This is a genomic window from Streptomyces sp. NPDC031064 (assembly GCF_055570965.1).
In genome coordinates this window covers 233,018-246,692 of sequence record NZ_JBVIGF010000001.1, presented here as the reverse complement: position 1 = coordinate 246,692, position 13,675 = coordinate 233,018, and the positions used below count along the sequence as shown (strand labels likewise).

At 74.1% G+C, this 13,675-nt stretch carries 14 protein-coding genes; 6 read left to right on the top strand and 8 right to left on the bottom strand.

The features are described 5' to 3' along the window. Window positions 1-31: 31 nt before the first annotated feature. Complete coding sequence (locus tag ACZ46W_RS01010) at window positions 32-895, top strand: lysophospholipid acyltransferase family protein (RefSeq protein ID WP_468332336.1); 864 nt, start codon at window positions 32-34, stop codon at window positions 893-895. On the opposite strand, the gene egtD is transcribed toward ACZ46W_RS01010, so the two are convergent. Genes egtD through egtA form a run of 4 tightly spaced genes read right to left on the bottom strand, consistent with a single transcriptional unit; the run spans window position 790 to window position 5,172 of the window. After that, window positions 790-1,755 carry an L-histidine N(alpha)-methyltransferase gene (gene egtD / locus ACZ46W_RS01005; protein ID WP_468329298.1) on the bottom strand — a complete coding sequence of 322 codons (966 nt, stop codon included), beginning with the start codon at window positions 1,753-1,755 and terminating at the stop codon, window positions 790-792. The two genes, ACZ46W_RS01010 and egtD, sit on opposite strands and share 106 nt — an antisense overlap. Continuing rightward, window positions 1,752-2,510, bottom strand: coding sequence for an ergothioneine biosynthesis protein EgtC (gene egtC, locus ACZ46W_RS01000; protein WP_468329296.1), 759 nt, complete (start codon window positions 2,508-2,510; stop codon window positions 1,752-1,754). The genes egtD and egtC overlap by 4 nt, the downstream gene beginning before the upstream one ends. Further along, window positions 2,510-3,832 (bottom strand): ergothioneine biosynthesis protein EgtB, encoded by a 1,323-nt coding sequence (gene egtB / locus ACZ46W_RS00995; RefSeq protein ID WP_468329293.1) that lies wholly within the window; start codon window positions 3,830-3,832, stop codon window positions 2,510-2,512. The genes egtC and egtB overlap by 1 nt, the downstream gene beginning before the upstream one ends. Beyond that, complete coding sequence (egtA, locus tag ACZ46W_RS00990) at window positions 3,829-5,172, bottom strand: ergothioneine biosynthesis glutamate--cysteine ligase EgtA (protein ID WP_468329290.1); 1,344 nt, start codon at window positions 5,170-5,172, stop codon at window positions 3,829-3,831. Before egtA ends, egtB begins: the two co-directional genes overlap by 4 nt. Window positions 5,173-5,328: 156 nt before the next feature. On the opposite strand from egtA, the gene ACZ46W_RS00985 reads away from it, so the two are divergent. Next, a complete protein-coding gene (locus ACZ46W_RS00985) occupies window positions 5,329-6,162 on the top strand; it encodes a TIGR02452 family protein (RefSeq protein WP_468329287.1) in 834 nt (277 codons plus the stop codon). A gap of 9 nt (window positions 6,163-6,171) precedes the next feature. On the opposite strand, the gene ACZ46W_RS00980 is transcribed toward ACZ46W_RS00985, so the two are convergent. Continuing rightward, the gene (locus tag ACZ46W_RS00980) at window positions 6,172-6,870 is read right to left on the bottom strand and encodes an alpha/beta fold hydrolase (protein WP_468329284.1); all 699 of its coding nucleotides are present in this window, start codon (window positions 6,868-6,870) and stop codon (window positions 6,172-6,174) included. Between the two features lie 54 nt (window positions 6,871-6,924). After that, the gene (locus ACZ46W_RS00975; RefSeq protein WP_468329281.1) at window positions 6,925-8,241 is read right to left on the bottom strand and encodes an MFS transporter; all 1,317 of its coding nucleotides are present in this window, start codon (window positions 8,239-8,241) and stop codon (window positions 6,925-6,927) included. 131 nt (window positions 8,242-8,372) lie between these two features. On the opposite strand from ACZ46W_RS00975, the gene ACZ46W_RS00970 reads away from it, so the two are divergent. The 3 genes from ACZ46W_RS00970 (at window position 8,373) to ACZ46W_RS00960 (ending at window position 11,052) form a co-directional block, all read left to right on the top strand. Next, window positions 8,373-9,410, top strand: a complete 1,038-nt coding sequence (locus ACZ46W_RS00970) for a LacI family DNA-binding transcriptional regulator (protein ID WP_468329278.1) — start codon at window positions 8,373-8,375, stop codon at window positions 9,408-9,410. 74 nt (window positions 9,411-9,484) lie between these two features. Beyond that, window positions 9,485-9,739 (top strand): hypothetical protein, encoded by a 255-nt coding sequence (locus tag ACZ46W_RS00965; RefSeq protein WP_468329275.1) that lies wholly within the window; start codon window positions 9,485-9,487, stop codon window positions 9,737-9,739. Between the two features lie 122 nt (window positions 9,740-9,861). Further along, window positions 9,862-11,052: a thiolase family protein gene (locus ACZ46W_RS00960; protein WP_468329272.1), complete on the top strand. Its 1,191-nt coding sequence runs from the start codon at window positions 9,862-9,864 to the stop codon at window positions 11,050-11,052. A gap of 149 nt (window positions 11,053-11,201) precedes the next feature. On the opposite strand, the gene trxA is transcribed toward ACZ46W_RS00960, so the two are convergent. Continuing rightward, window positions 11,202-11,570 carry a thioredoxin gene (gene trxA / locus ACZ46W_RS00955; RefSeq protein WP_468329269.1) on the bottom strand — a complete coding sequence of 123 codons (369 nt, stop codon included), beginning with the start codon at window positions 11,568-11,570 and terminating at the stop codon, window positions 11,202-11,204. Between the two features lie 125 nt (window positions 11,571-11,695). Between trxA and ACZ46W_RS00950 the strand changes: the two genes are divergently transcribed. Continuing rightward, a complete protein-coding gene (locus ACZ46W_RS00950; RefSeq protein ID WP_468329266.1) occupies window positions 11,696-13,135 on the top strand; it encodes a dihydrolipoyl dehydrogenase family protein in 1,440 nt (479 codons plus the stop codon). 23 nt (window positions 13,136-13,158) lie between these two features. Here the strand turns inward: ACZ46W_RS00950 and ACZ46W_RS00945 are convergent, their stop codons facing one another. Beyond that, window positions 13,159-13,638 carry a hypothetical protein gene (locus ACZ46W_RS00945; RefSeq protein ID WP_468329263.1) on the bottom strand — a complete coding sequence of 160 codons (480 nt, stop codon included), beginning with the start codon at window positions 13,636-13,638 and terminating at the stop codon, window positions 13,159-13,161. Between the last annotated feature and the right edge of the window lie 37 nt (window positions 13,639-13,675).

Below are 13,675 nucleotides of genomic sequence, written 5' to 3'. Positions count from 1 at the left end.
GCCGCGCGCCACTCCGGCTCAATCGCCATGGCTGCCCGGCGCGCCCTGCACGCCCCGCCACTGCGCCCGTACACCCGCACCGGCGGCCGCCGCCTCCCGCGTCCGGGCCGTCGGGCGCCTGGCGGCCGGGACCCTGGCCGTCCTCGCCGGCGTACTCCTCGCGCCCCTCACGGCCCCCCTCGGCCGCGCCGCCCGCGAGCGGGCCACCCGCCTGTGGTGCCGGACGGTGATCCGCGCCTTCGGCGTACGCCTGCGGATCACCGGCACACCACACGAACACCGCCCTCAGCTCGTGGTCGCCAACCACATCTCCTGGCTCGACATCCCGCTCGTCGCCGCCGTCCTGCCCGGCCGGATGCTCGCCAAGAGCGAGGTGCGGCGGTGGCCGCTGCTCGGCCCGCTCGCCGCCCGGGGCGGCACCCTGTTCCTCGAACGCGACCGGCTGCGCTCCCTGCCCGGCACGGTCCGGGACATCGCCGAGGCGCTCGGAGGGGGCTCCCGCGTGGTGGTCTTCCCCGAGGGCTCCACCTGGTGCGGCCGCGCCCACGGCCGGTTCCGGCCCGCCGCCTTCCAGGCCGCGCTGGACGCGGGCGTCGCCGTCCAGCCCGTACGCCTCGCCTACCATCCGGCCGGCCCGGCGGCCTTCGTCGGCGACGACCCGCTCCCCGCCTCGCTGTGGCGCGTGGCGGCGGCCGGCGGGCTCACCGCGGAGATCCGGATCCTGCCCCCGATCCCCGCCGGTCACCACACCGACCGCCGCTCACTCGCCCGGGCGGCTCAGAACGCGGTTCACACCGCTGTCGCCAGTGACAGCGCGAACCGTCCCTCCTCGTCCGTCCACCAGTGCGTCAGCTCCATCCCGGCGGCCGACAGCTCATCCCGCACTCCCTCCTGACGGAACTTCGCCGACACCTCCGTACGCATCTCCTCGCCGGCCTCGAAGGTGACCGCCAGGTCCAGCTCCGGGATCTTCACGGTCAGCGCCTCCCGCGCCCGCAGCCGCATCTCTATCCACTCCTTCTCCCGGTCCCAGACCGCGACGTGGTCGAAGTCCGCCGGATCGGCGTCCGCGCCCAGCTCGCGCGCGAGCACGGCCAGCACGTTCTTGTTGAACGCCGCCGTCACGCCCGCCGCGTCGTCGTACGCCGCGACCAGCGTCTCCTCGTCCTTCACAAGGTCGGTGCCCATCAGCAGCGCGTCGCCGGGCGCCAGCAGCGAACGCACCGACCGCAGGAACACCTTCCGCTGCTGGGGGAGCAGATTGCCGATCGTGCCGCCCAGGAAGGCGACCAGGCGGGGCCCCGGCGTGCCCGGCAGCGCCAGGCCCCGGGTGAAGTCGGCGATCAGCGCGTGCACCAGCAGCCCCGGGTGCTCGGCGGTCAGCGCCTCGGCCGCCCCGGTCAGAGCGCTCTCGCTCACATCCACCGGTACGTAGCTCTCCAGCTCCGGCAGCAACGCGTCGATCAGGTGGCGGGTCTTCTCCGACGAGCCCGAGCCCAGCTCCACCAGGGTGCGGGCCCCGGTGGCGGCGGCTATCTCCGCCGACCGGGCGATCAGGATCTCCCGCTCCGCCCGGGTCGGGTAGTACTCGGGCAGCCTGGTGATCTCCTCGAACAGTTCACTGCCCCGCGCGTCGTAGAACCACTTGGGCGGCAGGTCCTTGGGCGTACGGGTCAGGCCGTGCAGGACGTCGGCGCGCAGATCGGCACCGGTGGCGTCCTCCGGCAGGGTACGGGTCAGCAGGAACGGGCTCACGCGGGTGGCTCCTTGAGCGGGGTCGGAAGAACATCGGTGCGGGTCGCGGCGAGCACGGTGCGGTCGGGCACCTCGCGCCAGCCCGGATCGTCGTCGTACGGCTCCGAGGCCACGACCACGCGGCCCCGGCCGGGCTCGGCCAGGTACCACAGGGTGTCGCCCCAGGCGGTCGCCCAGACGGCCTCGCCGTCGGTGAGCAGCAGGTTCAGCCGCGAACCGGGCGCCGCCGCGGCGACGTCGTACACGGTGTCGGCCAGCGCCCGGGCGGGGTCGTCGCCGCTCCGCAGCCGGTGCAGGACCAGCGCCCACACCAGGGCGGAGTCGTTGCGGGCCTCCAGCGACAGCAGCTCGTCGCCCGGCAGTCGCCCCGCGAGCGGCGCCAGCGAACCGGGCCAGCCGCGCACCGCCCCGTTGTGGCTGAACAGCCACGGCCCGGCGGTGTACGGCGCGGCGGCCGCCTCCGCGTCGGCCCCGGACAGGGTGGCGTCCCGGACGGCGGCCAGCAGGGCCCCGGTGCGTACCACCCGGGCCAGATCGGCGAACGACAGGTCGGCCCAGATGGGCCCGGCGCGCCGGTAACGGGCCGGCACGGGGTCGCCGTCCGCGTACCAGCCCACACCGAACCCGTCCGCGTTCACCGTCCCGTACCGCTGCCGGCGCGGCTCCCAGGACTGCCGGTACAGCGGGTGCGCCGGATCCACCAGCACCTCGCCGAGCGGCACCGGCGGTCCGACGTAGGCGATATGACGGCACATCAGGCGGCCGCCCCTTCTCCGGCGGACCGCGCCGTGCGGAACCCGGAGAAGATCTGCCGCCGCACGGGCAGGTCCCAGTTGCGGAACGTGCCCCGGCAGGCCACCGGGTCCACGGCGAACGAACCGCCGCGCAGCACCTTGTGCCCCGGCCCGAAGAAGACCTCCGAGTACTCCTTGTACGGGAACGCGACGAAACCGGGGTACGGCAGGAAGTCGCTGGACGTCCACTCCCAGACGTCGCCGATCAACTGCCGTACGCCCAGCGGGGACTGCCCCGCCGGATAGCTCCCGGCCGCCGCGGGCCGCAGATGGCGCTGGCCCAGGTTGGCGTGGTCGGGCGTCGGGTCCTCGTCGCCCCACGGGTAGCGCCGGGAGCGGCCCGAGACCGGGTCGTGCCGGGCTGCCTTCTCCCACTCCTCCTCGGTCGGCAGCCGCCGCCCCGCCCAACGGGCGTAGGCATCGGCCTCGTACCAGCTCACGTGCAGCACCGGCTCGTCCTCGGGCACCGGCTCCACGACACCGAACCGGCGCCGCAGCCACTGGCCGCCCTCGCGGCGCCAGAACAGCGGCGCGCCGATGCCGTGCTCGCGGATCTGCGCCCAGCCCTCCGGCGCCCACCAGCGCTCGTCGCGGTAGCCCCCGTCCGCGATGAAGGCCATGTACGCGCCGTTGGTGACCGGCACCGTGTCGATGAAGAAATCGGGCACCACGCGCGCGTGCGCCGGGCGTTCGTTGTCCAGTGCCCACGGCTCGGCAGAGGTGCCCATGGTGAACGGCCCGCCCGGCACCCGCACTTCGGCGGGCAGGTCCGCCGCGCCCGGACCGGGAGGCGGCGCCGGGGCGTCCAGCGCGGCGGGGCCGCGCCGCAGTTGGTGGGTGATCAGCATCGTCTCGTCGTGCTGCTGCTCGTGCTGGGCGATCATCCCGAAGGCGAACGCCGCGTCCACCAGCGGCCGGCCGCCCTCCAGCGGGGTGCTCTCCAGGACGTCCAGCACCCGGTCGCGGACGTCGGAGGCGTACGCGCGCGCCTCGGCCGGCGCCAGCAGCGGCAGCGTGGGCCGGGAGGCCCTCGGGTGCTCGAACGCGTCGTAGATCGAGTCGATCTCGGGGCGCAGCGCCTCACGGCCCGCCACCGCCCGCCAGAGCCACTGCTCCTCCTGGTTGGAGATGTGGGCCAGGTCCCACACCAGCGGGGACATCAACGGCGAGTGCTGTGCGGTCAGTTCACCGTCGTCGACGCAGCTCGTGAGCAGCGCGGTGCGAGCCCGGGTGGTGGTCAGCGCGTCCAGCGCCCGCCGCCTGAGCTTCTCGGGGTCGGTCATGTACGGAGGTCCTTCCCGGATGTCCCGGCCCCCGTCACGGTCATGTCCTTCACGGTCATGCCCGTCACGGTCACGGTCGCGGGGGTCAACTGGTCGTCGGCGGGACACCGGCCCCGTACGACATGGCGCTCGTGGAACGCGGCGACCGCGTCCAGGACGGCGGTGGTGGCGCCCCGCCGGGGCAGGGCCTCCAGGGCGAGCGCGAAACAGGCGACGGCGGCCTCGTGCAGCGCGGGCGCGGTCAGACCGTCGCGGGCGGCGCCGCGCCACAGCGCGTCACGCGGCGGCGCGCCCGACGGCGATGCCGTCGCCCCCAGGGGCTCGACCACCCGGTACGCGGCCTCGGCCGCCTCCGGGTCGTCGAACAGCGCGGTCGTGACCGCGAGCGGCACGATCCAGCCGTCCTCGCCCGGCTGGGCGTCGATCATGCGCAGTTCCAGGTGCCCGCGCGGCCGGACGGGCGGGAACAGCGTGGTCACGTGGTAGTCGAGGTCCGCCCGGGTGGCGGGCCTCGGCTCCCCGGACCGCAGCCACTCCCGTAAGGTCAGCGCCTCGGGCACCTCCCACGGCCGGGCGTCGTCACCGCCCCGGACGCACATCACCGGCGCGTCCAGCACGTGCGCCGCCCACGCGGCACGCGGCTCCAGCCCGGCGTCGGGCGCCGTGCCCCGTACCGGATCGAGGTCCGCCCACAGGCCCTGCCGGGCCGACCGCAGACCGGACGGCTTGCCGTGCAGGACGGGGGAGTTGGCGAACGCGGCGACCAGGACCGGCCCCAGCAGGTGGGCCAGCCGCCAGCGCCGCTCGAAGCCCAGCGGCCCGGGCTCCTCGTGACCGGCGTCCAGACACACCTGCACCGAGGCGGTGTCCCGCATCATGGCGCGCCCCGCCGGACCCGTACGGTCCAGGTAGCTCTCCATCGCGTCGTAGCGCGGCTCGCTGAGCAGCCGGTCGCGGGGCGGGTACCAGGGATCGGTACCGGAGCCGGTGAGGGTGAGGCCGAGGGCGCCCAGCGCGGTCCGCACGGCCGTCAGATCGGCCGAGACGGTGCTGACGCACTCCATGAGGGACGCCGCGGGCGGCGAGCTGAGCTCGAGCTGCCCGCCGGGTTCGAGGGTGAGTGCCGACTTCAGCGGCAGGGCCCGCAGTCCGCCGAAGGCGGTACGGAGCCGGTCGTGCGTGACGGGAAGGTGCGGGACGTGCAGGTCGTGGACGAACCACTCCAGTTCGACCCCCACCGCGCGCGGGGGGCCGGTCTTGAAACAGATGCAGCGCAGCAGGTCCTCCGCCTCGTCCTCGGCGAGCGGACCGCCGCTGTCCGGCGTGTCTCCCAGTGGCATGCGGGCTCCTCCTGTCGAAGGCCGTCGAAGGTCGTCCGACAGCCCGTTGAAGGCGTTCCGTCCCACCTAAGCCACCGGTCTGTGATCGCACAAGAGTGCCCTCAGGGGCGGAAAACCGGTTGCCGCGCGCTTGAATGATTATCGACCATGCCGGGTATGAGTGCACGTCTGCGAGAGATCGCGAAGCGGACCGAGGAGATCGTCGAGGCCGGCCGGTACGAGGCCCCCGACGGGCGCACGGTCACCATCGGCGCCGAGATCGCCGCCGCCCTCGCCGGGACCACGATGTACGGCCCCGAGCCCGTCGCGGTGACGCCGGACACCGACCGGACCACCCGCTTCGAGGTCACGGGCGAGTCCAGCCTGGAGGCCGCGCGACGGCTCGCACACGAAGCCCCGGGCGAGGTCGCCGTCCTCAACTTCTCCTCCGCCCGCAACCCCGGTGGCGGCTACCTGAACGGAGCGCAGGCGCAGGAGGAGGCCCTGTGCCGGTCCTCGGCGCTGTACGCCACGCTGCTGCGCGTACCGGAGTTCTACGCCCACCACCGCGCCGACCGCAGCCCCTTCTACACTGACCGGGTCATCCACTCGCCGGGCGTCCCGGTCTTCCGCGACGACCGCGGCCGACTCCTCAACTCCCCTTGCGCAGTGGGATTTCTCACGTCGCCCGCACCCAACGCCGGGGTGATCGCCGGCCGTACGCCCGAGGACGCCGGCCGCATACCGGCGGCCCTGGCCTCCCGCGCGGAACGCGTGCTGGAGACGGCGGCGGTGTGCGGGTACCGGCGGCTGGTGCTGGGCGCGTGGGGATGCGGGGTCTTCCGCAACGACCCCGCCGAGGTGGCGCGCGCCTTCCGGGCGCTGCTGACCGGGGAGGGCCGGTTCGCCCGCCACTTCGACGAGGTCGTGTTCGCGGTGCTGGACCGGACGCCCCGGGGGACGACCCTGGGCGCGTTCCGTGACACCTTCGCGGCCGTCACCGCCGCCTGACGGGGCCGGTCAGACCCATCCGTCCAGCGCCGCCATGAACGCGTCGAAGTCGTCCCGGTGGATGGTGTGCCCGGCCCCCTCGACCGTACGGACCTCGAAACCGCGCTCCCGCAGCAGCGCGGCCCGCTCCGGGGATATGAGCTGACTCGGATCGGCCAGGGTCACCAGCGACGGGACGACGGGCGCGGGCGGCAGCAGATCGGTCCCGGCGACCGGTTCGAGCCCGTACGCCGTCGCCTCGTCCCACATCTTCAGGGTCTCCAGCTCGATGTCGACGTCCGCCGCCTCCCAGCGCGGGTTCATCGCCATGACCATCTCCCGCGTCGCGCCCTTGAACCGGGCGAACAGGTCGCCCCGGAAGCCCCCCTCGCCCACCGGGAGGTGCCACGCCGGGTCCGAGTAGACCGCGCGGCGCGGTGCGAGGCGCTCGACGGCGAGGGACAGCGTCAGGCCGCCGAGCGAGTGCCCCACGGCGAGCTCGGCGCCCTTCGGCAGGGTGTCGACGACGTCGTCGGCGAAGTCCCGCGCCGTGTACGTCTCCGCCCGCTCGCTGGCGCCGTGACCGCGCAGGTCGACTGCGAGGACGCGGTAACCCCGCTCGGCGAGGGCCGGCCCGACCCGCCGCCAGGTGCGGTGGTCAGCCATGATGCCGTGGATGAGCAGGGCGACGCGGTCGCCCTCGCCCCAGGTGGTGGTGTGCAGCCGCACGTTGCTGCCCTTCCGGTAGCAGGAGTGGTGGCAGGTGGCAGGTGTGACAGGTGATCAGGACACGGTACGGATCGGCCGTACGGCCAGTGCGCCGAGCACCGACAGCGCGGCCGCGACGAGGAAGAGAGCGGTGTACCCGCCGGTGGCGGTGACGATCATCGAGGCGACGAACGGGGCGACGATCTGCGGCCCCGCGTTGGCGATGTTGAGCACGCCCATGTCCCGGGCGGCGTCCTCGGCCTTGGGCAGCACCATCGTGACGAGGGCCGTGTCGACCGCCATGTAGCAGCCGAAGCCCAGGCCGTTGAGCACGGAGAAGACCAGCATGGCGGGCCAGCTCGCCGACACGGCCGGGACCAGCAGGGCGGCCGCGGTCAGCGCCGCCGAGGCGCCGACGAAGAGCTTGCGGCGGTCGAACCGGTCGGACAGCCAGCCCCCGGCGACGGTGGACAGGGCCATCGCCGCGCTGCCGACCGGCATCAGGATCGCCACGGCCTCCTCGGCGCTCAGCCCGGCGGGCAGCTCGGTGTGGTCCTGGAGGACGTAGAGCTGGAACGCGGCGACCGCGAAGTACCCGAGGATCAGCAGCGCCCGCCCGATGAAGGCCCACCGGAAGTCATGGGCCCGCAGCGCACTGCCGAACGCGGCGATCTGCTCCCGGACCGGCATCGGGCGGCGGGCGGGCAGCCGCTCCTCGCGGGCGCAGGCGGTGAACAGCACGGCCGCGGCCGCCACGACGGCGCCGAACACCAGGTAGCCGGTGCGGTAGTCCTCCGAGAACGCCGCGGCCAGCAGGGCGCCGGCGGTGGTGCCCACGGGCAGGCCCAGGCCGACGGCCGCGGAGGCCCGGCCGCGCGCGGCGACCGGGACCCGGTCGGGGACCACGGAGGTCAGGGCGGCCTGGTAGACGTTCATCACGGCCTGGCCCAGGCACCAGGCGATCGTCACCAGAAGGATCGTGTCGACGCTGCCGAGCAGCAGCATCACGGGGAGCGCCAGGAGCCCGCCGGCGAGGATCCACGGATTGCGGCGGCCGGAGCGGTCCGACAGCGCGCCCGCGACCGGGTTGAAGACGGTCGCGAACACCGCCGAGACGCCGGAGACGAGTCCGAAGCTGGTCACCTTGCCGGCCGGGTCGATGTCCTCGATCTGGAGGGCCAGCAGGACGCCCGGGACGCCGACGTACAGCGCGTACATGGCCGCGTTGCCCATGAGGAGCAGTGGCAGCAGCCCGCGCGTGGGGCGCCGGACGGGGGCGGGGGCGGGGGACGGGGGAGAGGCCGCCGAGTCGGACGGGGAGCCGGGCGGGGAGCCGGTGCCGGACGTCCCGGATGTCCCGGATGTTTCCGCACCGGACGCGGAAAGGGCCACGTTGCCCTCCTGGAGGTGGGGTCACACGCATTGGTGACACGTGTCAGTAAACTGGTGGGGGACTGTGTAGCACCCCTTTCCGGCCATCCGCCAGACCCGGGCGGGGACCGGTCTGGAAAGATGCGGGAGCGATGACCCAGACACCCCCCAGACCGTCCGCCGGGCCTCCGGCGCCCCGCCCGGTCCCGACCAGCGCCGATGTCGCGCGGCTGGCCGGTGTCTCGCGGGCCACCGTCTCGTACGTCCTCAACAACACCTCGGCCGTACGGATCAGCGAACCGACCCGCCGCCGCGTGCGGGAGGCCGCCGAGGAGCTGGGCTACGTACCTCACGCCGCCGCCCGCAGTCTGCGGGCCGGCCGCACCCGGATCGTGCTGCTGCCCACGGCGCAGATCCCCGTCGGCCCGCTCTACGGCCACTTCCTCAACGAGCTCCAGTGGGCGCTGCGCCGGCTCGACTACACGGTCGTGCAGTACGCCACCATGGGCCTGGACGGGGACGAGGCGGCCCGCGCCTGGGCGGAGCTGAGGCCCGTCGCCGTCGTGTCGTTGGGCGAGGTGGAGCTCACCCCGCAGGGCGTCGACGTCCTCAAGCGGTCCGGTGCCCGGGCCGTGATCACCCTCGGCCCCCGGCCCGTCGAGGGCGCCCACGCCCTGCCGATGGACCAGCGCCGGGTGGGCGGCTGCGCCGGCGCGCACCTGGTGGAGCGCGGGTACCGGCGCATCGGTGTCGTCGTGCCCGAGGAGACCGGTCTGGAGCTGTTCTCCGGGCCCCGCCTCGAAGGGGTGCGCGGCGCGGTGGCGGGCACCGGCGCGGAGGTCGTGCCGGTGCCGCTGGCCTACACGGAAGAGTCGGCCGGGGCCCTGGCCGCCCGCTGGCCCGCCCTGGGCCTGGACGCCGTCTTCGCGTACAACGACGAGTACGCGATGCTCCTGATGCGCGCCTTGCAGGACGCGGGCGTGTCCGTCCCGGACGACACGGCCGTGATGGGCTCCGACGACCTCTTGCTCGGCAAACTGCTGAGGCCCCGGCTGAGCACGGTCCAGATCGACATGGAGACCGGCCAGCACCTGGCCGAGCTGGTCGACCGCGTGGTTGGCGACCCGGACCGCACACCGGAGGGGCACGACCTCATGGGCGCCCGCGCGATCCACCGCGAGTCCACCTGAGGTGCCTGAGGTGTCTGGCGTCCTGGGGGGTACCTGAGGTGCAGGCCGCGCCGAACGTCTCTAGCGTCGCCTGCATGAGCACAGATCCGCAGCGCTTCGAGATCCTGCTGGTGCCCGAGCACGCGGAGGGGCGCGACCCGGCGCACCTCGCTGAGGTCGCGATCCGTTCGGCCGTCGTCGAAGCCACCGGTGAGACGGGTGCGTCGGGCTATCCCCGGTACGCCGGCGAGGGCGTCGAGGCCGACATCGACCCCGAGACCCGCACGGTGGAGGCCCTGCTGGTGGACGGCGCGGAGCTGGACTACGGGCTCTCGGCGCGCATCCGCTGACCGCGTGCCGTTGACAGCGGCCGGGCCCCCGGCCGAAACTCGGGCCAGGCCGGGCCTCGAAGTTTACTTCACCTGGCGAACAAGCGGCAATCAGGGCACGAGGTCACGTGGGAGAGCACCCGATGAGCATCCGCGACGTCTACATCGTCGACGCCGTCCGCACGCCGATCGGCAAGTTCGGCGGCGCCCTCTCCTCCGTCCGGCCGGACGACCTCGCCGCGCACGTCGTCAGGGCGCTCATGGACCGCACGCCCGCGCTCGACCCCGCCCGGCTCGACGACGTCTACTTCGGCGACGCCAACGGGGCCGGCGAGGACAACCGCGACGTGGCCCGGATGGCCGTCCTGCTCGCCGGGCTCCCCGTCTCCGTACCCGGCGTCACCGTCAACCGCCTGTGCGGCTCCGGCCTCGAAGCGGTCATCCAGGCCGCGCGGGCCATCGCACTGGGCGACGCGTCCGTCGTCCTCGCGGGCGGCGTCGAGTCCATGTCGCGGGCGCCCTGGGTGCTCCAGAAGCCCGAGCGCGCCTTCCCGGCCGGCCACCAGCAGCTCCACTCGACCACGCTCGGCTGGCGCATGACCAACCCCAAGATGCCCGCCGAATGGACCGTCTCCCTCGGTGAGGGCGCCGAGCTGATCGCCGACAAGCACGCGATCACCCGGGAGCAGCAGGACGCCTTCGCCCTGACGAGTCATCAGAAGGCGGCGGCCGCATGGGCGCAGGGGCTGTACGACGGCGAGGTGGTGCCGTACGAGGGAGCGGACCTCACCCGCGACGAGTGCGTCCGTGACAACACGTCCATGGAGGCGCTCGCCAAGCTGAAGCCCTCCTTCCGTACCGACGGCACCGGCACGGTGACCGCCGGCAACGCCTCGCCGCTCAACGACGGCGCCGCCGCGCTGCTGCTGGTCGACGAGGAGGGCCTGAAGGCCTGCGGCCGCGAGCCGCTCGCCCGTGTCCGCGCCTCCGCCGTCACGGGCATCGAGCCGCAGCTCTTCGGCCTCGGACCGGTGGAGGCCGTCCAGCGTGCCCTCGCCAAGTCGGGCCGCACGTTCGCCGACCTCACCACCTTCGAGCTGAACGAGGCGTTCGCCGCCCAGTCGCTGGGCTGCCTCGCCGAGTGGCCCGAGCTGGACCCGTCGGTGGTCAACCCGCGCGGCGGCGCCATCGCCATCGGCCACCCCCTGGGCGCCTCGGGCGCGCGCCTGGCCGGCTCCGTGGCCCACCAGCTCGCGGCCGCGGGCTCGGGTACGGGCCTCGCGGCGCTGTGCATCGGCGTGGGCCAGGGACTGGCACTGGTCCTGGAACGCTGACCGGGAGGCCCCGCGCGGGCTGCGTCTGCCCGCGCGTGGGCCCGGTGCGGCGCCCCCGCGCGGCGGCCCCGCGCATCGGCCCCGCGCGTAGGCCCGGACGGTGTCCGCACCCGCACCGGTGGCCCGCCGCCGGAAGGGCGGCCCCCCGGTCAGGCGCCAGCCTTGCCCTCCTCGATGGACTTGCGGACCTCGTCCATGTCGAGCTTGCGGGCCTGGCCGATCACGTCCTCGAGGGCGGCCTCGGGCAGCGCTCCGGGCTGGGCGAAGACCGCGACGTTGTCACGGACGATCATCAGCGTGGGAATCGACCGGATCTCGAACGCCGCGGCAAGCTCCTGCTGCGCCTCCGTGTCGACCTTGGCGAACACCAGGTCGGGATGGCGCTCGGACGCGCTTTCGAAGACCGGGGCGAACTGGCGGCACGGCCCGCACCAGGCAGCCCAGAAGTCGATCAGGATGAAGTCGTTGTCCGTCACAACCTGATCGAAGTTGTCCTTGGTGAGCTCTACGGTGCTCATGCTGCCTACCTCTTCCCATCCGGTTTATGTGGGGGTCGCCCCGGCCCCCGCACAACGGTGTCCGGAGCCGCGCTATTCCGACTTCCCATGTGGCCACGGCGCACACGTACCACCAGACTGACCCCATGACCGAAACGGTGGAGACGCTGGAGTACGACGTCGTCGTGGTGGGCGCCGGCCCCGTCGGCGAGAACGTGGCCGACCGGGCGGCGGCGGCCGGGCTGAGCGTGGCGGTGGTCGAGAGCGAACTGGTCGGCGGCGAATGCTCGTACTGGGCCTGCATGCCCAGCAAGGCGCTCCTCCGCCCGGCGATCGCCCGCGCCGACGCCCGCAAGGTCCCCGGCCTGCGCGGCGCCGTACAGGGCCCCCTCGACGCCCCCGCGGTGCTCGCCCACCGCGACGCCTACGTGTCGCACTGGAAGGACGACGGCCAGGCGGCCTGGCTCGACTCGATCGGCGCCCGCCTCCACCGCGGCCACGGCAGGCTCGACGGCGGCAAGAGGGTCACGGTCGAGGGCCCCGACGGGGAACGGCGGCTGCTGACCGCCCGGCACGCCGTCGCGCTGTGCACCGGGAGCCGCGCCGTCCTGCCCGACCTGCCCGGCCTCGCCGGCGCCCGGCCCTGGACCAGCCGCGAGGCGACCAGCGCCAAGCACGTGCCTGGCCGGCTCGTCGTGGTGGGCGGGGGAGTGGTCGGCACCGAGATGGCCACCGCCTGGCAGGCGCTCGGCTCCCGCGTCACCGTGCTGGTACGCGGCCGGGGCCTGCTCCCGCGCATGGAGCCGTTCGTCGGCGAGCACGTGGCCGACGCGCTCACCGAGGCGGGCGCCGACATCCGTACCGGCGTCTCCGTCACCGCCGTCGAGCGCCCGCACCCCACCGGACCGGTCACGGTCGTCCTGGACGACGGCGAGCGCGTCGAGGCCGACGAGGTCCTCTTCGCCACCGGCCGCGCGCCCCGCACCGACGACCTGGGCCTGGAGACCGTCGGCCTGGAACCGGGCTCCTGGCTGTCCGTGGACGACAGTTGCCTGGTCGACGGCAGCGACTGGCTCTACGCCGTCGGCGACGTCAACCACCGGGCCCTCCTCACCCACCAGGGCAAGTACCAGGCCCGTATCGCCGGGGCGGCCATCGGCGTCCGCGCCGACGGCGGGGCCCCGCTCGACACCGGAGCCTGGGGCGCGCACGCCGCGACCGCCGACCACGCCGCCGTACCGCAAGTCGTCTTCTGCGACCCCGAGGCCGCCTCCGTCGGCCTCACCCTCGCCGAGGCGGAGGCGGCGGGCCACCGGGTACGGGCGGTCGACCAGGACCTCGCGGCGGTGGCCGGCTCCGGCCTCTACGCGGACGGCTACCGCGGCCGCGCCCGGATGGTCGTCGACCTCGAACGCGAGATCCTCCTCGGCGTCACCCTCGTGGGCCCGGCGGTCGGCGAACTGCTCCACTCGGCCACCATCGCGGTCGCCGGCGAGGTCCCGATCGCCCGCTTGTGGCACGCGGTCCCGGCGTACCCCACGATCAGCGAGATGTGGCTGAGGCTGCTGGAGGGCTACCGGGGATGAGCCCGGCTTCGGCCAGGCCGGGATCAGCACTTCACGGACGCCTGCGAGGCCGCGATGGCCTGGTCCAGCGCCTCCAGGTGAGGCCTGATCAGTTTGGCGGCCTGCGTGCCCGTGGTGGCGCCGGGCAGCTCGTCGATGGCCCTGCTGACCCGGCCGTACGCGTCCGACACCGCACGCGCGCGTGCCCGCGCCCGTGCCTTGTGCACGCCCCGCACGCTGCGCGTCACGAGCCCGAGGTCGTGGGCGACGGCCTCCCGCAGGTCCCTCAGCTCCTCGCGCCCCTTCGACCGGGGGCTGAGGTCGGCCAGCCGGCCCGCGTCCATCCGCAGCGCCCCGAGGTCCTCGCAGAACGCGTCGATCGCGGCGACGGACCGCTCCCTGGGTGACGGGGCATCGGCCGAGCACCCGGCCAGACAGAGCGGCAGCGCCGCCATGGCCAGGACGAGGACGGCGCGCGGCGGACGGCCGTGCCGCTGCCGTATCCGGTAGGTGAGGTCGCCCATGGCCCCATGCAATGCCGGGAGCGGGCGCTCTGCCCGT